Annotated in this window: 24 protein-coding genes; 15 read left to right on the top strand and 9 right to left on the bottom strand. The window is 72.5% G+C overall.

Annotation, left to right across the window (positions count from 1 at the left end; all coding sequences use genetic code 11):
* Positions 1-71: 71 nt before the first annotated feature.
* On the bottom strand, positions 72-500 hold the full coding sequence (locus OG247_RS08335) for a type II toxin-antitoxin system Rv0910 family toxin (protein ID WP_266910679.1): 429 nt from the start codon (positions 498-500) through the stop codon (positions 72-74).
* 192 nt (positions 501-692) lie between these two features.
* Here OG247_RS08335 and OG247_RS08330 point away from each other — a divergent pair, with 192 nt between their 5' ends.
* Together OG247_RS08330 and OG247_RS08325 are read left to right on the top strand one after the other, a co-directional pair.
* A complete protein-coding gene (locus tag OG247_RS08330; protein ID WP_327251639.1) occupies positions 693-1652 on the top strand; it encodes an EamA family transporter in 960 nt (319 codons plus the stop codon).
* Positions 1653-1817: 165 nt separating this feature from the next.
* The gene (locus OG247_RS08325) at positions 1818-2840 is read left to right on the top strand and encodes a DMT family transporter (protein WP_327251638.1); all 1023 of its coding nucleotides are present in this window, start codon (positions 1818-1820) and stop codon (positions 2838-2840) included.
* Here OG247_RS08325 and OG247_RS08320 read toward each other — a convergent pair.
* The gene (locus tag OG247_RS08320; protein WP_327251637.1) at positions 2827-3558 is read right to left on the bottom strand and encodes a pyridoxamine 5'-phosphate oxidase family protein; all 732 of its coding nucleotides are present in this window, start codon (positions 3556-3558) and stop codon (positions 2827-2829) included. The two genes, OG247_RS08325 and OG247_RS08320, sit on opposite strands and share 14 nt — an antisense overlap.
* Positions 3559-3595: 37 nt before the next feature.
* Here OG247_RS08320 and OG247_RS08315 point away from each other — a divergent pair, with 37 nt between their 5' ends.
* Entirely contained in the window at positions 3596-4927 is a 1332-nt protein-coding gene (locus OG247_RS08315) for an aminotransferase class I/II-fold pyridoxal phosphate-dependent enzyme (protein WP_327251636.1), read from the top strand.
* A 71-nt stretch (positions 4928-4998) separates the two neighbouring features.
* Here the strand turns inward: OG247_RS08315 and OG247_RS08310 are convergent, their stop codons facing one another.
* Complete coding sequence (locus OG247_RS08310; protein WP_327251635.1) at positions 4999-5991, bottom strand: DMT family transporter; 993 nt, start codon at positions 5989-5991, stop codon at positions 4999-5001.
* Positions 5992-6065: 74 nt separating this feature from the next.
* Between OG247_RS08310 and OG247_RS08305 the strand changes: the two genes are divergently transcribed.
* Complete coding sequence (locus OG247_RS08305; protein ID WP_327251634.1) at positions 6066-6977, top strand: LysR family transcriptional regulator; 912 nt, start codon at positions 6066-6068, stop codon at positions 6975-6977.
* Here OG247_RS08305 and OG247_RS08300 read toward each other — a convergent pair.
* Complete coding sequence (locus OG247_RS08300; RefSeq protein WP_327251633.1) at positions 6974-7462, bottom strand: pyridoxamine 5'-phosphate oxidase family protein; 489 nt, start codon at positions 7460-7462, stop codon at positions 6974-6976. The two genes, OG247_RS08305 and OG247_RS08300, sit on opposite strands and share 4 nt — an antisense overlap.
* A gap of 76 nt (positions 7463-7538) precedes the next feature.
* Between OG247_RS08300 and OG247_RS08295 the strand changes: the two genes are divergently transcribed.
* The 10 genes from OG247_RS08295 to OG247_RS08250 all read left to right on the top strand — a co-directional run bounded on the left by OG247_RS08295 (position 7539) and on the right by OG247_RS08250 (position 16725).
* Entirely contained in the window at positions 7539-8153 is a 615-nt protein-coding gene (locus OG247_RS08295) for a cysteine hydrolase (RefSeq protein WP_327251632.1), read from the top strand.
* Between the two features lie 212 nt (positions 8154-8365).
* Positions 8366-9703: a cation:proton antiporter gene (locus OG247_RS08290; protein ID WP_327251631.1), complete on the top strand. Its 1338-nt coding sequence runs from the start codon at positions 8366-8368 to the stop codon at positions 9701-9703.
* Between the two features lie 141 nt (positions 9704-9844).
* Positions 9845-10618, top strand: coding sequence for a hypothetical protein (locus OG247_RS08285; protein ID WP_327251630.1), 774 nt, complete (start codon positions 9845-9847; stop codon positions 10616-10618).
* Positions 10619-10638: 20 nt separating this feature from the next.
* Positions 10639-11478 carry a HipA family kinase gene (locus tag OG247_RS08280; protein ID WP_327251629.1) on the top strand — a complete coding sequence of 280 codons (840 nt, stop codon included), beginning with the start codon at positions 10639-10641 and terminating at the stop codon, positions 11476-11478.
* Positions 11475-11858, top strand: coding sequence for a DUF3037 domain-containing protein (locus OG247_RS08275; RefSeq protein ID WP_327251628.1), 384 nt, complete (start codon positions 11475-11477; stop codon positions 11856-11858). The genes OG247_RS08280 and OG247_RS08275 overlap by 4 nt, the downstream gene beginning before the upstream one ends.
* A gap of 140 nt (positions 11859-11998) precedes the next feature.
* Positions 11999-12760, top strand: a complete 762-nt coding sequence (gene fabG, locus OG247_RS08270; RefSeq protein WP_327251627.1) for a 3-oxoacyl-ACP reductase FabG — start codon at positions 11999-12001, stop codon at positions 12758-12760.
* Positions 12761-12780: 20 nt separating this feature from the next.
* Entirely contained in the window at positions 12781-13542 is a 762-nt protein-coding gene (locus tag OG247_RS08265; protein WP_267761286.1) for an SDR family oxidoreductase, read from the top strand.
* Between the two features lie 152 nt (positions 13543-13694).
* Positions 13695-15278, top strand: coding sequence for an ABC transporter substrate-binding protein (locus OG247_RS08260; protein ID WP_327251626.1), 1584 nt, complete (start codon positions 13695-13697; stop codon positions 15276-15278).
* Positions 15279-15459: 181 nt separating this feature from the next.
* Complete coding sequence (locus OG247_RS08255; RefSeq protein WP_327257387.1) at positions 15460-16128, top strand: uracil-DNA glycosylase; 669 nt, start codon at positions 15460-15462, stop codon at positions 16126-16128.
* Positions 16129-16224: 96 nt separating this feature from the next.
* Positions 16225-16725, top strand: a complete 501-nt coding sequence (locus tag OG247_RS08250) for a hypothetical protein (protein ID WP_327251625.1) — start codon at positions 16225-16227, stop codon at positions 16723-16725.
* Positions 16726-16804: 79 nt separating this feature from the next.
* Here the strand turns inward: OG247_RS08250 and OG247_RS08245 are convergent, their stop codons facing one another.
* Both OG247_RS08245 and OG247_RS08240 read right to left on the bottom strand, forming a co-directional pair.
* Entirely contained in the window at positions 16805-17392 is a 588-nt protein-coding gene (locus tag OG247_RS08245; RefSeq protein WP_327251624.1) for a hypothetical protein, read from the bottom strand.
* Positions 17393-17464: 72 nt separating this feature from the next.
* On the bottom strand, positions 17465-17989 hold the full coding sequence (locus tag OG247_RS08240; RefSeq protein WP_327251623.1) for a DinB family protein: 525 nt from the start codon (positions 17987-17989) through the stop codon (positions 17465-17467).
* A gap of 81 nt (positions 17990-18070) precedes the next feature.
* Here OG247_RS08240 and OG247_RS08235 point away from each other — a divergent pair, with 81 nt between their 5' ends.
* Positions 18071-18976: a Gfo/Idh/MocA family protein gene (locus OG247_RS08235; RefSeq protein WP_327251622.1), complete on the top strand. Its 906-nt coding sequence runs from the start codon at positions 18071-18073 to the stop codon at positions 18974-18976.
* Here OG247_RS08235 and lnt read toward each other — a convergent pair.
* From lnt to OG247_RS08220, 3 genes are all read right to left on the bottom strand, one after another.
* Complete coding sequence (gene lnt / locus OG247_RS08230) at positions 18900-20558, bottom strand: apolipoprotein N-acyltransferase (RefSeq protein WP_327251621.1); 1659 nt, start codon at positions 20556-20558, stop codon at positions 18900-18902. The two genes, OG247_RS08235 and lnt, sit on opposite strands and share 77 nt — an antisense overlap.
* A gap of 112 nt (positions 20559-20670) precedes the next feature.
* Complete coding sequence (locus OG247_RS08225; protein ID WP_327251620.1) at positions 20671-21150, bottom strand: nuclear transport factor 2 family protein; 480 nt, start codon at positions 21148-21150, stop codon at positions 20671-20673.
* A 69-nt stretch (positions 21151-21219) separates the two neighbouring features.
* Entirely contained in the window at positions 21220-21396 is a 177-nt protein-coding gene (locus OG247_RS08220) for a hypothetical protein (protein ID WP_266876352.1), read from the bottom strand.
* Positions 21397-21427: the final 31 nt, after the last annotated feature.

Here is a 21427-nt window from a genome sequence, read left to right as displayed (position 1 = left end):
GGCTTCTCGCGGGGCGCGCCGTCATGTGATGCGGGTGCGTGCGTACGGACCTGCCTGACCGGGAGCGGTGCTCAGGCGACCAGGCCGGAGAGCTTGCGGAGCGACTCGTTCAGGGCGGCGGTGGCCGAGTCCTTGAGCTTGCCCGCCATGAGGGAGACCGCGGCGCCGGTGAACTCGCCGTCGATGCGGACCGTGGTGGCCCCGCCGTCCGGGATCAGGGTGTAGCGGGTCAGGACGGCCACGCCCATCGGGCCCTTGCCGGTGATCGCGAAGACGCGCTCGTCCTCCAGCTCCGAGACCGTCCAGAGAACCTCGGCGGGGAAGCCCATCATCTTCATGTTCTCGGCGAAGGTGGAGCCCACCGCGAGGGTCTCGGGGCCGCCCTTCGGGAAGTTGGTGTGGGTCATGCTCCACTGGCCGTAAGCGTCCCAGTCGGTCAGCTGGGACCAGAGCTTCGCGGCGGACGCCTCGATGCGTGATTCCGCGGTGACTTCAGCCATGCGACCACCCCTTCTCGTCAGGTACGTGCGGCGGAAGGTAGTCCCGGCGGACGCAACATTCAAGACTGACGACCTGTCAGATATTGGGGAACGGGACGGAGGGGGACCCGGCCGGTGTCGGGTCGGTCTCGGGAGTGTCTCAACAGGTGTCACGGTCCGGTCGCTCCTGACCGACCCTGCCATGATGTCCGAATGCAAGCGTCAGGGAGACATGCCGGACTGGGCCTCGCCCTCGTTTCGGCGATCGCGTTCGGTGGTTCGGGTGTGGCGGCGAAGCCGCTGATCGAGGCGGGTCTGGACCCGCTCCACATGGTCTGGCTCAGGGTGGCCGGGGCTGCGCTCGTGCTGTCCCCACTGGCCTGGCGCCATCGCGATCTCGTACGCCGCAAACCCCTGCTGCTCGCCGGTTTCGGGCTCGTCGCCGTCGCCGGGGTCCAGGCCTTCTACTTCGCCTCGCTGTCCCGGATCCCGGTCGGCGTGGCCCTGCTGCTGGAGTACCTCGGCCCGGCGCTGCTGCTCGGCTGGATCCGCTTCGTGCAGCGCAAGCCCGTGACCCGGGCCGCCGCGGCCGGCGCCGCCGTGGCGGTCGTTGGTCTCGCCTGCGTGGTGCAGATCTGGGCCGGGCTCAGCCTCGACCTGCTCGGCGTGCTGCTCGGCCTCGCGGCCGCCTGCTGCCAGGCCTTCTACTTCGTCTTCGCCGACCAGGGCAGCGACGGGGACGACGTGCCCGACCCGATGGGCATGATCGCGTACGGCATGATCGTCGGCACCCTCGTGATGACCGTGATCGCCCGGCCCTGGCAGATCGACTGGCAGGTACTGGGCGGCGAAGCGGCTCTCGGGGACCTGATGGTGCCCGCGTCGCTGCTGCTCGGCTGGGTGGTGCTGATCGCGACCGTCTTCGCGTACCTGACCGGCGTGGTCTCCGTGCGCAAGCTGTCGCCGCAGGTCGCGGGCGTGGTGGCCTGCCTGGAAGCGGTCGTGGCGACCGTACTGGCCTGGGTCCTCCTCGGCGAGCACCTCTCGACCTGGCAGATCATCGGCGGCGCGCTGGTGCTGGGCGGGGCCTTCATCGCGCAGACCTCCCGGCAGATCCCGCCCGGGGTCGCGGAGCCGGTGGCCGCCCTGGACCGCGATCCGAGCAAGGTCTAGGCTCTCGATCATGCCGACGACCGTGCTTCCGCCTCCCGCCGCCTAGCGCGGGCGGCTGCCACCACGTAGGAGAACCCGGCCCGGGCCGTGACCCGGGCCGATTCGCGCTGCCCGCGAAGCGATGACCTGCTCCTTTCATCCTTCACGCACGCGCGGAGACCTCTCGTGTCGATCCATTCGGACCAAACGCCCGCCACCGGGCGCAGCCTGCTCTTCCTCGTCATCGCCGGAACCGCCTGGGGTACGGCGGGGGCGGCGGCCTCGCTCCTCTACCTCGCCAGTGACCTCGGCCCGCTCGCCCTGTCGTTCTGGCGGTGCGCGGGCGGGCTGGCGGTGCTCCTCGCGGTGCTCGCCGTACGCCGTCGCCCGCGGGGCGGCGCCGGCAGGGCGGGCGCCGTCCGGAAGCGGGCCTCGGTGGGGTCGCTGATCGGGACCGGGCTGATGTTCACCCTCTTCCAGTCCGCGTACTTCGCCGCCGTGCGCGAGACGGGCCTGGCCGTGGCCACCGTGGTCACCCTCGGGTCGGGGCCCGTGCTCATCGCGCTCGGGGCCCGGTACTGGATGGGGGAGCGGCTCGGCCGGGGCGGGATCCTCGCGGTCGGCGGGGCGCTGGCCGGGCTGGCCGTACTCGTCCTCGGCAGCGGCGGCGGCGAGGTGCGGCCGCTGGGTGTCGGCTGGGCGCTGCTGTCGGCCGCCGGCTACGGGGCCATGACCCTGCGGGCCAGGCTGCTCGGGCGGCGCGGCAGCGGCGGGGACCCGCTGGTCACCACCGTCTGGTCGGTCGGCGTGGGTACGGTGTGCCTGTTGCCGTTCGCCCTGGTGGAGGGGCTGATGCCGCACACCGCGGAGCCCGTCCGAGTGCTCTGGCTGCTCGCCTACATGGCCACCGTGCCGACCGCGCTGGCCTACGCGCTCTACTTCAGCGGGGCCGCCGCGGTGCGGGCCGCGACGGTGTCCGTGATCATGCTGATCGAGCCCGTCGGCGCGGCGGCGATCGCCGTCCTGGTGCTCGGGGAGCGGCTGACCGGGCCGGTGGCGCTGGGCACCGTACTCCTGCTGGCGGCCGTGGGGGCGCTGATCGCCGCCGAGTCGCGGCGCCCGGCGGACACCGGGGACGCGGACGCGCCGAAGGGCGGGCCGGAGGTCCGGCCCGCCCTTGCCGGCGAGGCGGCCGTCAGAGTGCGGTGACGTAGTCCGGGACGGCGATGCCCGCGGCGAGGTCGGCGGCCGGGACCGGGATGCCGTACGCCGGTGCGACCGGGACCACGCCCGACCAGAACGGCAGCCCCAGGTCCTCGGGGTCGTCGTTCGGCCCGCCCGTACGGAGCTTCGCGGACACCTCGTTCAGGTCCAGGCGGATCACGGCCGTGGCCGCGAGCTCCTTGGCGTTCGCCGGCCGCGAGTCGGCCGAGCGGCCCGGGACGACCTGGTCGACGATGGCGTCGAGGGCGATCCCGCGCTCCTGCGGGTCGGTGACCTCGTAGGCGGTGCCGTGCACGACCACCGAGCGGTAGTTGAGCGAGTGGTGGAAGGCGGAGCGGGCCAGGACCAGGCCGTCGAGGTGCGTCACGGTGAGGCAGACCGGCAGCCCCGGGTCGGCCTTGCCGGCTGCGAGGAGGGGGCGCGAGCCCGTGGAGCCGTGGATGTAGAGGGCCTCGCCGACCCGGCCGAAGAGGGTCGGCAGGACCACCGGGGCGCCGTCGCGGACGAAGCCGAGGTGGCAGAGGTAGGCCTGGTCGAGTATCGAGTGCACGGTCTCGCGGTCGTAGCGCGCGCGGTCGCGGGACCGGGTCGGGACGGTACGTTCGGTGGGCGCGTACCCCGCGGCCGGCGCCTGGGAGGGCGCGGTCGCGTCCGCTGCCGTCGACGTCTCCGTGGTGGTCTCGGGGGCAGGTGTGGCGCTCATCGTGCGGACTCCGTTGTATTAGTGCATACTTGGGTTTGTGCTAGGAGAGTATCTGATCATCGGGCGGCGCGCATCGGAAATCGCCGCGAGTGTGGAAGCGGGCGTCGCCTCGGGCGCGCTCGCGCCGGGAGCGCTGTTGCCGCCGATGCGGGAGCTCGCGGGAGTGCTGGGGGTGAACCCCAACACCGTGGCCGCCGCGTACCGCACGCTGCGCGAACGCGGGGTCATCGAGACCGACGGGCGGCGCGGCAGCCGGGTGCGGGCCCGCCCGGCGACCGCGCCGCGCGACCAACTGCGGATGGACGTCCCGGCGGGGGTGCGCGACATCGCCTCCGGCAACCCGGACGTGCGGCTGCTGCCCGCGCTGGACGCCGCACTGGCGGGCGCGGCGCGCCGTTACGCCGCGGAGCCGACGCTCTACGGCCACGACCCGGTGGTTCCGGAGCTGGCCCGGCTCGCCAGGGCCGCCTTCGACGCGGACGGGGTGCCGGCCGGGGAGATGGCGGTGACCTCGGGCGCGCTGGACGGCATCGAACGGGTACTGGCCGCGCACCTGCGGCCCGGAGACGCGGTGGCGGTCGAGGATCCGGGGTGGGGGAGTGTGCTCGACCTCGTCCCGGCGATGGGGCTGCGGGTGCTGCCGGTGGCCGTGGACGACGACGGACCACTGCCCGACTCGGTGGAACGGGCGCTGGCGCAGGGGGTCCGGGCGCTGCTCGTGACGGCCCGGGCGCAGAATCCGACCGGGGCGGTGGTGAGCGAGGAGCGGGCCGCGGAACTGCGGGCGGTGCTCGCCGGGTATCCGGACGTGCTGGTCATCGACGACGACCACGGACACGGCATCGTGGACCTGCCGCTGAACGCGCTGGCAGGGGCGACCCGCCACTGGGTGCTGATCCGCTCCACCGCGAAGGCGTACGCACCGGACCTGAGGCTCGCCGTGCTGACCGGGGACGGCGTCACGCTCGACCGGGTCCGGGGGCGGCAGCGGCTCGGCCCCGGTTGGGTGAGCACCTTGCTGCAGTACACGGCGGTGGAGCTGTGGCGGGCCGGAGCGGTCGACCATGCGGCGGTCGCGCGGTCCTACGCGGAGCGCCGGGACGGACTCGTCGCGGCGCTGGCCCGGCGCGGGGTGCACGCGCAGGGGCGGAGCGGGATGAACGTGTGGGTGCCCGTCGCCGAGGAGACGGCGGTGGTGACACGGCTGCTGGGCTCGGGCTGGGCGGTCGCTCCGGGGGCCCGCTTCCGGGTCGAATCCGGTCCGGCCGTGCGGATGACGATGTCGACGCTCTCCCCGGCCGACGTACCGGGGCTGGCGGAGGCGGTGGCCTCGGCCGTGCGCCCGGCGGCCGGGGGGCGGCTGGACTGACGGCGGGGTACGGCTGGATCGCCGGCGGGGTGCGGCGGCGGCGGGCCCCGCCCTGATCCGAAGGGCGCGCCTCAGCGGCGCCGGGTCTGGGTGAGGGCCGCGCCGGCCAGGACGACGGCCGCGCCCACCGGGGTGTTCCAGTGGAGCTGTTCGTCCAGGAGGAGGACGCCCGCCGTCGTCGCGATGACCGGGATGAAGTACGTGACCATCTGCGCGGTGGTCGGGCCGATCTCCGTGACCAGTCCGTACTGCATCTGGAGGGCCATGCCCGTGCCCAGGGCGCCCAGGGCGATCACCGACAGGGTCGGCCAGAGCGGGAACGAGGCGGGCGCCGAGGTGAACACGGCGCTGACCGCCGCCAGCTGGAGGGTCGAGACCAGGAGCTGGGCGCCGGTCAGGGCGACCGGGGAGCCCGGCGTGGAGGCCAGGGTGCGGCGTACGTAGACCCAGCCGATCGGGTAGCAGAGCGCGGCCAGCAGGGCGAGCGCGGTGCCCTTGGCGTCGAGACCCGAGAAGCCCTGCCAGGCGCCGAGCACGGTCAGGACGCCGAGGAAGCCCAGGCCCAGGCCGGCGAAGCGGCGGCGCGTCGGGCGGTCCTCGGAGAGCGCGACCAGGGACAGGGCCATGCCCCACAGCGGCGAGGTGGCGTTGCAGATGCCCGCCAGGCTGGAGGGGATGCTCAGTTCCGCGTACGCGAAGAGGGAGAACGGGGCCGTGTTGAGCAGCAGCGCCGCCACCGACAGGTGGGCCCAGGTGCGCCGGCCCCGGGGGAGCGGTTCGCGGCGGATCAGGAGCACCGTGAGCAGGGCGAGCGCGCCGAAGAAGACCCGGCCGAGGGCGACCTGGAACGGGGCGTACGCCTCCGTACCCACCTTGATCAGCAGGAAGCTGAAGCCCCAGATCACCGAGAGCACCGCGAAGCGCAGGCGCCAGTCCAGCCGGGCGGTGGCGGGAGCCTTCGGGGCGGAGACGGGAGTGGGGGCGGGCTCCGGGGTGTGGGTGGAGGCCGGTGACAGGGGCGGGATCGGGGTGCTGGGTGGAACCGGGGTGCTGGGGGCGCTCATGACAGCAACCTTGGCCCCCGCGACCTCGTAGGACAAGCGAAAGTTGTTGAGGGTGACGTCGTAGGATCGCTTACATGTTGAACCTGGAGCGACTGCGCACCCTCGATGCCCTCGCCCGCCACGGCTCCGTCAGCGGCGCCGCCGACGGGCTCCACGTCACCACCTCCGCCGTGTCCCAGCAGATGGCGAAACTGGAACGGGAGGTCGGCCAGCCGCTCCTGGCCAAGAACGGGCGCGGGGTCCGGCTCACCGATGCCGGCCGGCTCCTCGCCGAGCACGCGGCCCGGATCATCTCCCAGGTCGAGCTCGCCCAGGCCGATGTCGAGGCCCGGCGCGGGTGTGCGGTCGGCGAGCTGCGGATCGGCGCCTTCCCGACCGCCATGCGCGGGCTGCTGCCCCAGGTCCTGGCGGAGTTGCGTGCCGAGCACCCCGAACTGCGGCCCCGCGTACGGGAACAGGAGCCGGAGGAGAGCATGACCGCCGTGGTGCGGGGCGATCTAGACCTGGCCCTGGCCATCGACTGGCACAACAAGCGAATGCCCGTACCGGCCGAGCTCACCCGGGCCCATCTCCTGGACGACTCCATGGACATCGCGGTGCCGGCGGGGCATCCGCTGGCCGGCCGCGACGGGGTCCGCCTGGCCGAGTTCGGTGCGGACGACTGGATCTCCTGGACCGAGGGCCAGTTCTGCCACGAGTGGCTCGTCTCCACCCTGCGCGGTACCGGCATCGAGCCCCGGATCACGCACATCGCCGAGGAGCACCACACCCAACTGGCCTTCGTGGAGGCCGGGCTGGGCGTGTGCGTGGCCCCCCGGCTGGGGCGCGGACCCGTGCCGCCGGGGGTCCGGCTACTGCCGGTGCGTGACAGCGTCCGGCGTCACGTGTACGTCGTCTGGCGGGCGGACGCCGACCGCAGGCCGTCGATCCGGGCGGCCGTCGAGGCCTTGAAGAGGGCGGCCTCGGCCTCGGCCGCTACGTCCTAGATCTTGCGGAAGTCCCAGGACACGATCGAGTCCGGCGTCAGCCGGATCCAGGCGTGCCGTCCGTCGTGCGGCATCTCCGTGATGCCGAAGTTCTTGACGGGGAACAGGCGCTCCGGCTCCGCCAGTTCCTCGCACGGCTCGCCCGTACGGGGGGCCTCGCCCACGAAGACGGCAGTGCCGGACAGTTCCACCCCGCGCAGTTCGTCGTAGGCCTCGCCCGAGTCCACGACCACCGAGATGCGGGGGTCCTTGCGGAGGTCGGACCAGCGGCGGCTGCGGGTGATCGAGTACAGCCACAGGGAGGTGCCGTCCCAGACGAACCAGAGCGCGCCCACGTGCGGACGCCCGTCGGGGGAGACCGTGGCCACCCGGCAGGTGCGCTGCTCGCGCAGAAAGGCGTCCGTTTCCTCGTCGGTCATCATGATGCGACGGCCCCGCCGCTGCGCCCGGTCCGCGGTTGTTCCGTCCACGGGTGTCCTGTCCATATGGTCCGCGCCCCTTCACATCTGACTATGTGTCAGGAATCATGCGTGCTCTTCCGTCGCCACGCCAGGGGGAGCCATGGCCGATCTCGATCCCGCCACCACCGCACTGCTCACCGTCGAATGCCAGAACGGGGTCGTCGGCGAGGAGAGCGCCCTGCCGGAGCTGGCGAAGGAGGCGCGGGACTCCGGCATGCTGGACCGGGTCGCCGCGCTGGTCGAGGCCGCGCGGGGGGCCGGAGTGCAGGTGCTGCACGCGATCGCCGAGCGGCGGCCCGACGGGCTCGGAGCCAACGGCAACGCCCGGCTGTTCCGGGCCGCGGAGCGGCTGCCGGTGCGTCAGCTGACCGGCAGCCCGGCCGTGGAGGTCGCCGCGCCCATCACCGTCGCCGAGCAGGACCTCGTGGTCCGCCGTCTGCACGGCCTCTCCCCGATGGCGGGCACCGACCTGGACGCCCTGCTGCGCAATCTCGGCATCCGCACGCTCGTCGTCACCGGGGTCTCCTCCAACATCGCGATCCCGAACACCGTCTTCGACGCGGTGAACCTCGGCTACCAGGTCGTGGTCCCTTCCGACGCCATCGCCGGGGTGCCCGCCGCCTGCACCGCCGAGGTGATCCGCAACTCCCTCTCCCTCGTCGCGGCCATCACCACGGCCGAAGCCCTCCTGGCCCAGTGGGCTCCGGGGCGCTGATCTCCGTAAACCCCGCGAAACAGGCGGCCGTTGGGAAGGTCCGGTAGTCGCGGTGACGTAGAGCCAGGGCCTTGTCGCGGCGTACGGGACGCGTAGCGTGTGGGGAGCGGAATCCGCACGCCGTGTGCGTGACGGCCTACGGGGAGGGGGCGGGGCGCCCGTCCGGCGTCCGCCGCTTGCCCCGACGGCGGCCAATCGAGGTCTGTGCCCACATGACCAGTCATCAAGTGCAGTTGTTACTGCTGGACATCGCGCTGATCCTGGTGCTCGCCCGCGGGCTGGGTGCGCTGGCCGCCCGCGTCGGGCAGCCGCCCGTGGTGGGTGAGATCCTCGCCGGGATCCTCCTCGGTCCCACCCTCTTGGGCGACGCGGCCGCGGGCCACCTGTTCCCGGCCGACGTGCGGCCCCTGCTGGCGGGCCTGGCGAACGTCGGGGTCACGCTGTTCATGTTCGTCGTCGGTCTGGAACTGGAGCACCGCTTCCTGCGGGGCAGGGCGCGCGCCGCCCTCGGAGCGGCCCTCGGGTCGACCCTCGTGCCGTTCGGCCTCGGCGCCCTCCTCGCCGTCCACCTGCTGCGCAACCACCCCACCGAACAGCGCGCCGCGTTCGTGGTGTTCGTGGGCCTGTCGGTATCGGTGACCGCGTTTCCCGTCCTCGCCCGGATCCTCGTCAGCCGGGGGTTGTCCCGTACGGCGATCGGAGGCCTCGCCCTGGCGACGGCGGGGGTCGTCGACGTCGTGGCCTGGTCGGCACTCGGCGGCGTGCAAGCGGTGGCCGGCGGCGCCGCGGACTACTGGCTGGTGGCCCTGCTGATCCCGTTCGCGGTACTGCTGCTGGCCGTACGGCCCCTGCTGCGCAGGGTGTTCGCGCCGGGCGGCATCGAGAAACCCCTCACCCAGACGATCCTGTCCTTCGTGATCGTCGGGGCCCTCCTCTGCGCGGCGGCCACCGAAGCGATGGGGATGCACTACATCTTCGGCGCCTTCCTGTTCGGTGCGCTGATGCCCCGCGAGGGGGTGGACGTGCTCCGCGAGCAGATCCTGGAACGCGCCGGGCAGATCACCTTCCTGCTGCTCCCCGTGTACTTCGTGGTGGCGGGCCTCAAGGTGGATCTGCGGGGCGTGGGAATCGAAGGGCTCACCGAGTTCGGAGCCATCCTGCTCGTCGCCATCGGCGGGAAGCTCGGCGGCACCTACCTGGGCGCGCGCTCGCAGGCCCTGGGCAAGAGGGACTCCGCCACCCTGGCGGCCCTGATGAACACGAGGGGCCTGACCGAGCTGGTCATCCTCGGAGTGGGGCTGGAACTCGGCTTGCTGGACGGCTCGTTGTATTCCTTGATGGTCGTGATGGCTCTGGTGACGACGGCGATGACGGGGCCGCTGCTGTCACTGATCGGTGCCAAGGGCGCCGCGGCGCAGGCCCCGAATCCGAATCCGAATCCGAATCCGACGCCGAGCCGGACGCCGAAGCCGAAGCCGATGTCCGGTGCGCCGGACGGAGGGGCCGCGGAGGGTGTCGGCAGCGCGGGCCGGGGCAGCCGGCCACCGTGACCCTCGCTCTGGGCGGACGGCCCGCGCCGGCCTTCCAGCGGATCGTCGACGTGTGGACCACGGCGGACCCGGCGGCCGGCGACGGCCGGGACACGGTGACGGCCGGGACACGGTGACGGCCGGGACACGGTGACGGCGGTCATGGACACGGCGGGGGAGACCCCCGGCACGCTCGTGGGCGGCAGGCCCGCCCAGGACGCCGACTTCATCGACGCGGTCCACGGATCCCTCGGGCTCATCCTCGTTCTCGTCGCCCTGCTCACCTTCGTGGTGCCGGCCCGGACCCCGCGCTCGGTCGTCCTGCCCGTGAAGGCCCTGATCCTCAACGCGCTGTCCACCTGCGCGGCGTACGGCGTGGTCGTGCCGGTCCACGGGCCCGCGCGGCCGCGAACGTCAGGGATCCGGCGCGTGCCGATGTCTGGCAGTCGAAGCCTCCTCGCCCGATCATGGCCGGACGGTCCTGCCCCGGGACGGGCGGACCGGGACCGCGGGTCACGCGAAGGCCCCGTGCGGGAGAGGAGCGGCACGTTCATGGAGGACGAGGCGGCGGACGCGGTGGCCACGGCCACGGCGATCGTGCATGCGGCGGCGGTCAGGCGGGCGCGGCAGGAACAGGTCGTACGGGCGGGGGCCTGGCTCTGGGCCGGGGCGTTCCTGACCGGCTGCCCGTCCGGCCTGTGGTGGCGGGGGGACCGGGCGAACATCCCGCTCGTCGGAGAGGTGCTCGCCGGCTGGGGGCCGGGCGCGATGCCCTATCCGTCCGACCTGATCGGGCTGATGCTCCTGGTGTACGCGGCCCTCTTCGGGGCCGCCGGAGCCGGGGCCCTGTGGTGCGGCGCGGCGGACGTGGCCCGCCGCGTGAACCCGCGCGCGCGGTACGACGGGCCCCGGAAAACCATGGATCGTGAACCATGATCGCCGGATAGCCTGGATAAATGCTCACAGAAGTGATCGCGACCCGCTATGTGACGCCCCTGCGTGAGGGCGGCTCGCTCCCGGGAATCGTAGAGGCCGACGACCTCGGCACGTACGTCATGAAGTTCACCGGAGCCGGCCAGGGCCGCAAGACCCTGGTCGCCGAGGTCATCTGCGGCCGGCTGGCCCAGCGGCTGGGGCTGCGCGTCCCCCCGCTGGTGCAGATGCAGCTCGACCCGGTCATCGGCCTCGGAGAGCCCGACCAGGAGGTCCAGGAGCTACTGAAGGCCAGCGGCGGGCTGAACCTGGGGATGGACTACCTCCCCGGCTCGATCGGCTTCGACCCGCTCGCGTACCAGGTGGACCCGGTGGAGGCGGGGCGCGTGGTCTGGTTCGACGCCCTGATCAACAACGTCGACCGGTCCTGGCGCAACCCCAACATGCTGGTTTGGCACGGGGACCTCTGGCTCATCGACCACGGCGCCACCATGATCTGGCACCACAACTGGCCCACCGCCGAGAGCGCCGCGGCCAAGCCGTACAACGCCTCCGACCACGTACTGGCGCCGGTCGGCCCGGACATCGCCGCGGCGGCGGCCGCACTCGCGCCGCTGGTCACCGAGGAGCTGCTCACCGAGGTCGCCGCCGACGTCCCCGACGAATGGCTGGTCGACGAGCCGGGCTTCGACTCCACCGACGCGCTGCGCCGCGCCTATGTGGAGGCCCTGCTGCCGCGCGCGGCCACGATCCACGAGAGGATCACGATGGAGGCCGAGGTGAAGGCCCGGTCGGGTCCGCCCGGCTGGCTCGCCGACCGCCTCGACCCCCGACCCCGGAAGATGAAGAGCGACAGCGAGTGATCAAGCGGGACGTGTTCGAGTACGCGCTGGTGCGTGTGGTGCCCCGGATGGAGCGCGGCGAGTGTTTCAACGCCGGCGTGATCGTCTACTGCCGGGCGCGCTCCTACGTCGCCGCGCGCACCCATCTCGACGAGGCGAAGCTCCTCGCGCTGGATCCGGAGGCCGACGTGGTCGGGGTGCGGGCCGCGCTGGGCGGGGTCGAGGGAGTGTGTACGGGCGGCGAGCTCGCGGGGCAGGCGGCCGGTGACGACGCGGGACGGCGGTTCCGGTGGCTGATCGCACCACGGAGCACCGTCGTGCAGCCCGGCCCGGTGCACATCGGCCTGACGGCCGATCCCGCCGTGGAGGTGGAGCGGCTGCTGGACCTGTTGGTCCGGTAGCCCGGTGGCGGGCCCCCGGGCGGGCCTGGATCGGCTCCCCGTTGACACGGAGTGCCAGGGCTCCTAGCGTCTCCTCAGCTGAAGCTACTAAGCGGTTGCTCACCTATGGGGGCCGCTTTCCTAGGGCGAGGAGATCCAGCATGTCCACCACCGAGCAGCGCGTCGCGATCGTGACCGGGGCGGCCCGGGGCATCGGCGCGGCCACCGCCGTACGCCTGGCCGCCGAAGGCCGGGCGGTCGCCGTACTCGACCTGGACGAGGCGGCCTGCAAGGACACCGTGGAGACGATCACGGCGGCCGGCGGAACGGCCGTCGCGATCGGCTGCGACGTCTCCGACAGCGCGCAGGTGGAGGCGGCCGTCGAACGGGTGGTGAGCCTGCTCGGCGCCCCGACCATCCTGGTCAACAATGCGGGTGTGCTGCGGGACAACCTGCTCTTCAAGATGAGCGACACCGACTGGGACACCGTCATGAACGTGCACCTGCGCGGTGCGTTCCTGATGTCGAAGGCCTGTCAGAAGCACATGGTGGCAGCCCAGTTCGGCCGGATCGTGAGCCTCTCCAGCAGCTCGGCGCTCGGCAACCGCGGCCAGGCCAACTACTCGGCGGCCAAGGCCGGGCTGCAGGGCTTCACCAAGACCCTGGCCATCGAGCTCGGCAAGTTCGGCATCACCGCGAACGCCGTCGCCCCCGGGTTCATCGTCACCGAGATGACCGCGCACACGGCCGCCCGGGTCGGGATGGACTTCGAGGACTTCCAGGCCGCGGCCGCCACCCAGATCCCGGTGCAGCGCGTCGGGCGCCCGGACGACGTGGCCAACGCCATCGCCTTCTTCACCGGCGAGGCCGCCGGCTTCGTCTCCGGCCAGGTCATGTACGTGGCCGGCGGACCGCTCAGCTGAGAGAAGGCAGGGTGCACGTCATGACGTACGACGGAACGGACAGCGGCAAGGTCGCGCTGATCACCGGGGCGAGCCGGGGCATCGGCTACGGCATCGCCGAGGCCCTGGTGGCGCGCGGTGACCGGCTCTGCATCACCGGCCGGAACGAGGATGCCCTCAAGGAGGCCGTCGAGCGGCTCGGTGCGGACCGGGTGATCGCGGTCGCGGGCAAGGCGCACGACGAGGCCCACCAGGCCGTCGCCGTGGAGCGCACGATGGAGGCCTTCGGCCGCGTCGACTTCCTGATCAACAACGCGGGGACCAATCCGGTCTTCGGGCCGATCGCGGACCTGGACCTCGGGGTCGCCCGCAAGGTCTTCGAGACGAACGTGATCTCGGCGCTCGGCTTCGCCCAGCGGACCTGGCACGCCTGGCAGAAGGAGAACGGCGGCGCGATCGTCAACATCGCCTCCATCGCCGGCGTCTCCGCCTCGCCCTTCATCGGGGCCTACGGGATGAGCAAGGCGGCGATGGTCAACCTGACCCTCCAGCTCGCCCACGAGATGGCGCCGGGGGTCCGGGTCAACGCGATCGCGCCCGCGGTGGTGAAGACCAAGTTCGCGCAGGCGCTCTACGAGGGCCGGGAGCAGGAGGCGGCGGCGGCCTATCCGCTGGGCCGGCTCGGGGTCCCGGAGGACATCGGAGGAGCCGCGGCTTTTCTTACATCTGCACAAGCGGAATGGATCACGGGACAAACTCTCGTCGTTGACGGGGGAATGTTCCTCAATGCCGGAGTGCATTGACCGATAATCGGACGCATTTGCCTCCCAGGGGGAGGCAAATGCGTACCGAATAGGCACGTAATCGGTCAAGTGCCGCATGAAACCTACCCATTGGTTTCGTGATGCTCTGCGGTAGGGTCTGCCGCACCCCTGGCTGATCGAGGAGCGTGCACGTGTTCAACCGGACCAGATGCCTGCAGATCACTGCGGCCGTTGCGTCCATATCCCTGCTCTCCGGATGCGGCCTGTTCTCGGACGACGGCGGCAACGGCGAACAGCGGATTGTCGTCGGAACGACGAGCGCACCCACGACCCTCGATCCGGCCGCGGCCTGGGACGGCTCCTGGGAGCTCTACCGGAACGTCTACCAGACCCTGCTGGCGTTCCCCACGGGTGCCACCAAGCCCCAGCCCGACGCCGCCCAGAGCTGCGAGTTCACCGATTCCGGCAACGAGTCGTACCGCTGCATCGTGCGCAAGGGCCTGAAGTTCTCCGACGGCGAGCCGCTCGACGCGAAGGCCGTCAAGCACTCCCTGGACCGGATCAAGACCATCAACGCCCCGTCCGGCCCCAAGGCCCTCTTCGGCAGCCTCGACAAGATCGAGACGCCGGACGCGCAGACGGTGGTCTTCCACCTGAACACCCCGGACGCCACCTTCCCCTTCGTGCTCGGCTCCCCGGCCGCCTCGCTGGTCTCGCCGAAGCAGTACGCGGCCGACAAGCTGCGCGAGGGCGACAAGGTCACCGGTTCCGGCCCGTACACCCTCGAGTCGTACAAAGAGGGCAGCGAGGCGGTCCTGAACCGCAACGACACCTACAACGGCTTCGCCAACCGCCGCAACGGCGGGGCCACCATCCGCTACTTCGCGGACTCCAAGAAGATGATCGCGGCCCTCAAGGGCAAGGAGATCGACGCGACCTACCGCGGCCTCTCCGCCGAGGAGGTCAAGGACCTCCAGGCCCCCGCCTCGCACGACGCGGGCGTCCAGGTCGTCGAGAACGTCGGCGCGGAGATCCGCTACCTGATCTTCAACCCCAGGGACCCGCAGGTCGCCAAGGTCCAGGTGCGCCAGGCCATCGCGCAGATCGTCGACCGCGGGGCGCTCGTCTCGCAGGTCTACCAGGGCACCGCCGAGCCGCTCTACTCGATGGTCCCCAAGGGGGTCGTCGGCCACAAGACGCCGTTCTACGACAAGTACGGCCAGCCGGACGTGGCCAAGGCCAAGAAGACCCTCAAGGACGCCGGGATCCCCACGCCGGTGGACCTGACCTTCTGGTACACCACCGACCGCTACGGCGCCTCCACCGCGGACGAGTTCACCGAGCTCAAGCGCCAGCTCGACGAGAGCGGGCTCTTCAAGATCACCCTGCGCGGGCAGCCCTGGAAGGCCTTCCAGGAGGGCTACAAGAAGGGCGACTACCCGGTCTTCGGCCGCGGCTGGTTCCCCGACTTCCCGGACCCGGACAACTTCATCGCGCCGTTCGTCGGCAAGGACAACGCGGTCGGCACCCCGTACGAGTCCAACGAGATCCTGAACGTCATCCTGCCCAAGTCCCGCCGCGAGAGCGACCGGTCGGCCGGCATCCACGAGTTCGAGAAGGCCCAGCAGATCTTCGCCGACGACGTCCGGCTGCTGCCCCTGTGGCAGGGCAAGCTGTACGTCGCCGCCCGCGAGGACATCGCCGGCGCGGAGCGGGCGCTCGACCCGCAGACCGTCATGCAGCTGTGGGAGATGTACCGCAAGACCAGCTGGTAGCAGGCCCGTACGCCGCCCCGCCCGTCCGCACCGCCCACCCGGGCGGGGCGGGCGGGCGCCGCGTTGTCAGTGGCCACCGGTAAGTTCTTGATCCGTCGCGCGAAGCAGTTGCGCGAGCGCGGAGAACGCGCGGACGTGAAGTCTCGAACAACGTGTACCGGAGGTTGTCGTCGTGACCCAGATGCTGCCCGAGTCCTGGCTCCCCGTCCTCGGCGGGGAGCTGGACCAGCCCTACTTCAAAGAACTCACCGAGTTCGTCGAGAAGGAGCGGGCGAACGGGCCGGTCTACCCGCCCCGCGAGCAGGTCTTCGCGGCCCTGGAGGCCACTGCGTTCGACCAGGTGAAGGTACTGGTCCTCGGCCAGGACCCGTACCACGGAGCCGGCCAGGGCCACGGGCTGTGCTTCTCCGTGCAGCCCGGCGTCAAGACCCCGCCCTCGCTGCGCAACATCTACAAGGAGATGCAGGCCGAACTGGGCACCCCCATCCCGGACAACGGCTATCTGATGCCGTGGGCCGAGCAGGGCGTCCTGCTGCTCAACGCGGTGCTCACCGTCCGCGAGGCGGAGCCCAACTCGCACAAGGGCAAGGGCTGGGAGAAGTTCACCGACGCGGTGATCCGCGCGGTGGCGGCGCGCCCCGACCCGGCCGTCTTCGTCCTCTGGGGGGCGTACGCGCAGAAGAAGCTCCCCCTGATCGACGAGGAGCGGCACGCGGTCGTCAAGGGTGCCCACCCCTCTCCGCTGTCGGCCAAGAAGTTCTTCGGCTCCCGGCCGTTCACCCAGATCAACGAGGCCGTCGCCGCCCAGGGCCATGCGCCGATCGACTGGCGGATCCCGGACCTGGGCTGACGCCCGACCGCGCCTAGGCGGCATTGCCGGTGCCTCCGGCTAGCGTCTTGATGATCAGACCGGAGCAGGTCTGACGGGATCAAGCCGGAGGCCGCGTTGACGGAGCAGCAGGAGGCGTCTGAGGACGCCGTCATGACCAGGATCGGCCAAGCGGCCATCCTGCTGCACGCCGGCGACCGCGAGGAGGCCCGCAACCGGCTCGGCGAGATCTGGTCCGAGATCGGCACGGAGGGCGACTCCTTGCACCGCTGCACGCTCGCGCACTACCTCGCCGACGCGCAGGACGACCCCGCCGAGGAGCTGGCCTGGGACCTGCGGGCCCTGGCCGCCGCGCACGCCGACTCCGACGGTCCCGGTCCGCCCTCGGCCGTCCGGGTCTTCTACCCGTCGCTGCACCTGAGCCTGGCCGGCGACTACCTGAAGCTGCGGCGTCCCGAGGCGGCCCGGATCCACCTGGCGCGGGCCCGCGCCGCCACCGGGGAACTGGCCGACGACGGGTACGGGAACGGCGTACGGGCCGCCATCGCCCGCCTGGAGCGCCGGCTCGCGGCGGAACCGGGGGAGGGGCTCAGGCCGTTCCCGGAGCAGAACCAGTAGCGGAAGCCTGGTCCGGGGGCCGGGTCCCGGGAGAGCGGGACCGAGGGCCGGGGGCCGGGGGCCGGGCAGGATGGGGCCGTCAGCCGCCCTCGACGCCCGCGCAGATACGGGCCTCCGGACTGTCCGGGTGCCAGCGCCCGTGCCGGCGGCCCAGCGCGCACACGTCGGCCGGCCGTACCGGCAGCTCCCGCACCAGCTCGCGCGGCACCTCGCCGCCCCCGGAACCGGGCCGCCCGGGGTGCTGCCCGCCCGGACGCCCGTCGGAGTGGTCGCGGTGCCCGCCGGGCTGCCGGGGTTCCGGGATGTCCGGGACCGGCGCGGCGGCCGCCGGGGCTCTGCGGGCTCCGGGCCGGCCGTCCCCCGCCGCCCGTGCGGCCGGGACTCCGGTGCGCGGGACCGCGGCCCGGCCGGAAGTGGAGGGGGCCGGCCCGGCCGGCCGTCCCGGCCCTGCCTCCACGGCCTCCAGCGCCTCCAGGGCGGGTGCCCGGACGGCCACCGGCGCGGCCCCCGGCCCGCCGCGGGGCTCGTGCCGGGGCGGCGTGCCCGGGGTGCCGGGGGCGGTCGCCGGCTGCAGGGGGGCCGGTGTCACGTTCACGCAGCCGGAGACGGCCGAGACCGCACAGGCGACGCCGAGCAGCAGCTTTGTCGTGGTTCGGGTTGGATGCACTCACCCAACTCTGCTGTGCGAGGACCCCGCCCGGAAAACCCGGAGCCGATATTCACCCCGCACGGGTGACGGCTACTCGCCCGTGGCGCCGTCGATGTGCTCCCGCAGCAGGTCCGCGTGGCCGTTGTGGCGCGCGTACTCCTCGATCATGTGGCCGTAGACCCAGCGCAGGCTGAACACCTCGCCCCGGCGGTGGCTCTCGGGCTTGGAGGCGAGGTCCAGGGAGTGCCCGGCCGCGGCCTGCCGGGCCAGCTCGATCTCGGTCTGCCACACCTGCTCGGCCTCGGCCCAGGTGTCCTCGTCGGCGAAGTGGAAGTCCCCGTCAGGGTTCTCGCCGGTGCTGTAGAGCTCGGGCAGCTCCTCGTCCAGCATGATCTCCCGGAACCAGTACCGCTCCACCTCGGCCATGTGCCGCACCAGCCCCAGCAGGCTCAGCTCGGACGGCAGCAACGGGGTGGTGCGCAACTGCGCGTCGGACAGCCCCTCGCACTTCCAAGCCAGGGTGGAACGGTGGTAGTCGAGCCAGCCTTCGAGCATCTCGCGCTCGTCGGCCGTGGTGGAGGGTTCGGAACGCTGGGATCCGTCACTGATGGTCATGGGTCCATCCTGGTCGAACACGGCTGTGGTCACCACCGATTAGGCTGCGTACTCCCACAAGGAACAAACCTGGAGGTCCCGGTGAAGGTCGGCTGTATCGGACTCGGCGATATCGCGCAGAAGGCGTACCTGCCCGTCCTGACCACCCGCCCGGGGCTCGAACTGCACCTGCAGACCCGGACCCCGGCCACCCTCGAACGCGTCGCCGCCCAGCACCGCGTTCCCGCCGAACGCCTGCACACCGACCTCGACTCGCTGCTCGCGCAGAAACTCGACGCCGCCTTCGTGCACGCCCCGACCGCCGTCCACCCCGAGATCGTGGAACGGCTGCTGGAAGCGGGCGTGCCGACGTACGTCGACAAGCCGATCGCCTACGAGCTCGCCGCATCGCGCCGCCTGGTCGAACTGGCCGAGGAGCGCGGGGTCTCGCTCGCCGTCGGCTTCAACCGCCGCCACGCGCCCGGCTACGCGCAGTGCGCCGACCACGCGCGCGACCTGATCGTCATGCAGAAGAACCGGGTCGGCCTGCCCGAGGACGTACGGACCTTCGTCCTGGACGACTTCATCCACGTCGTCGACACCCTGCGCTTCCTGCTGCCCGGCGAGGCCGACCAGGTCGACGTACGGGCCGTGGTGCGGGACGGACTGATGAGCCAGGTGGTCCTCCAGCTGTCCGGTACGGGCTTCACCGCGCTCGGCATCATGAACCGGCTCTCCGGTTCCACGGAGGAGGTGCTGGAGGTCTCCGGGCAGGACACCAAGCGCCAGGTCGTCAACCTCGCGGAGGTCATCGACCACAAGGGCCAGCCCACGGTCCGGCGGCGCGGGGACTGGGTGTCGGTGGCCCGCCAGCGCGGCATCGAGCAGGTCGTCGACGCCTTCCTGGAGGCCGTCGCCACGGGCACGACCCTCAGCGCGCGCGACGCCCTGCTGACCCACGAACTGTGCGAGCGGGTGGTGCGCTCGGCTCTGGAGCAGGCGTCCTGAGCGCATCGCCGACGGGCGTCCCGGCCGGTTCCCCGGCCGGCGTCCCGAGGGGTCGGCCGAGGGGCCTCCCGCTTCGTACGGAGCGGGCGCCGGCGACGGTGTAGTACGCGGCGAGGGCGGCCAGCGCCGCGCCCACCGCCCAGTCCCCGTGGCGGACGTAGAGGGTCGTGCCCCGGGCGAGCGGGACCTCGTACACCCGCGCCGTTCGCGCCGAGGTGGGCAGCGCGGACCCGATCCGCTCGCCGGACGGGCCGTGCACCGCGCTGATCCCGGTCAGGGCGGCGTGCACCTCGGGCCGGCCGGTCTCCGCCGCCCGCAGCGCGGACAGCGAGGCGTGCTGGGCCGGGGCCCAGCCGTCCTGGAAGCTGGACGTGGCCGACTGGTCGATCAGCACGGCGGCCCCGTCGCGGACGAGGCGGCGGCTCATGTCGGGGAACGCCGACTCGAAGCAGACCAGCGGGCCGAGGCGGACGTCCGCACGGCCGGGCAGGTCCATCAGGACCGGTGCCCCGCCCGGAACGCGGTTCTCCTGCGCGGCCTTGCCGACCGAGGTGGCCCAGCCCAGCAGCTCGCGGGCCGGCACGTACTCCCCGAAGGGGACCAGGCGCATCTTGTCGTACCGGTCACCGGTCGGGCCCCCGGGACCGACGAGCACCGCCGATTTGCGGATCCCCGGCCGGTCGGCGGCCCGCGCGTCCACGTTGACCAGCAGCGGAGCCCCCACCCGCGCCGACAGGGCGGACAGCCGCCGGGCCAGGTCCGGGCGGGCCGTCAGGTCCTCGCCGACACTGCTCTCCCCCCACACCACGAGGTCGGGCCGCTGCGCGGCCAGGGTCCCCGTCAGCTGCTCCCCGGCGGCGAACCGCCGCTCCGCGCTGTCCGGGCCGTCCTCGACCGGGCCGGGCTGTACGAGGGCCACGCGCAGCACGCCCGAGACCTCGGGGCGCGGCGCCCACAGCCACACCACCCCCGTCAGCACCGCGCAGCCCGTCACCCCGGCCAGCGCGGCCGCCCGCGCCCCCGGCGACGTGATCAGCAGGACCAGCACGCAGTTCACCGCCACGACCAGCAGGCCGACCAGCCAGACCCCGCCCACCGAAGCCAGCCGCAGCGCGGGCGCCACCTGCCACTGACTGGCACCGAGCAGCCCCCACGGCCCGCCCAGCCCCTGCCAGGACCGGGCCAGCTCCGACAGCAGCCAGCCCGCCGGTACGAGGACCAGCGCGGCTCCCGCCCGGCCCGGGCCGGGGGCGCCGCCGAGCAACTCCCGCACCAGCAGCGCCCAGGGGATCCAGAGCAGGCCCAGCAGAGCCGCCAGGGCGAACAGGAACACGTGCAGACTGGGCAGCAGCCAGTGGTGGACGGCGAAGACGAAGCCCGCGCCGCCGAGCCAGCCCTCCAGGGCCGCGCGCCGGCCGGTGGGGGCCGACCTCAGCAGCAGGATCCAGGGCACGAGGGCGACGTAGGCGAACCACCACAGCGCCGGGGCGGGGAAAGCGAGGCACGGCAGTGCTCCCGCCGTGACGGCCGCCACCGCACGCCACCACGGGACCCGCTCGGGGACCGTCGAGACCGTCAGCATTACGTGGGCCTCCGCTTCCAGTGTGGAACAGACCTGCCCGTCGAACCACCTGCCCGCCGAGCCACCTGTCGGCCGAGCCGCCCGCCCGTCCGACCACCCGCCCGCCGGACCATCAGAACGACATGTGCCGCCACTTCTCGTGGACGGTGACCCGCGCGAGCCGCCAGCCGGACCGGGCGGTACGGACCACGGCGAAGGTGTAGCGGCCCGCCGCGACGAAGTTGGGCGCGGTGACGGCGGGGCCACCCTCGTCGGGCTCCTCCCCGGCCAGCCGCATGGGATTGAGGAAGTCGGCCCGGACCTCCGCCGTGTCGCCGGGGGAGCCGCCCTGGTCCGGGATCCGGATGAGCCGGTTGACGATCAGGTGCTGGCGCACCGGGAACAGCTTCATCGTCTCCGCGAGCCAGTCCGCGACCTCCCCGGCCGGGCCCTCGATCCCGCCGGCCGAGGCGTAGTCGGCCCGCCCGCCCGGGGCGAACAGGGCGCGGTAGGCGTCCCAGTCCCCGTCGTCCACGGCGATGGCGTACCCCGTGACCAGCTCGTCGATCGCCAGTCGGTCCATCACGCCCGCAAGGTCCACACGCTGCGTCATCGGGTCAGTGTGCGGGCGCCGGGCGCGGAGGCCAAGGGGCGTGCGCGGCCCGGATCTTCCGGCGCCGGGTCAGTGACCGGAACGCGCCTCCCGGGGACGGACCACCACGAGGTACGCGTCGCTGGCCAGATCCATCACCACCTCCGCGGGCACGCCCTCGCGCGTCCGCTGCGCCGCGTACTCCTCGGCCGGCCAACTTCCCCTCGGACTTCCGGCCGGAAACCGCTCCAGCACCACTCGACCCATGGGACACCCCCTGCTGCTCGTCTTCAGGTCT

Origin of the sequence: Streptomyces sp. NBC_01244 (assembly GCF_035987325.1) — a bacterium.
Lineage (GTDB): Bacteria > Actinomycetota > Actinomycetes > Streptomycetales > Streptomycetaceae > Streptomyces.
This window is presented reverse-complemented; position numbering and strand designations above follow the sequence as displayed.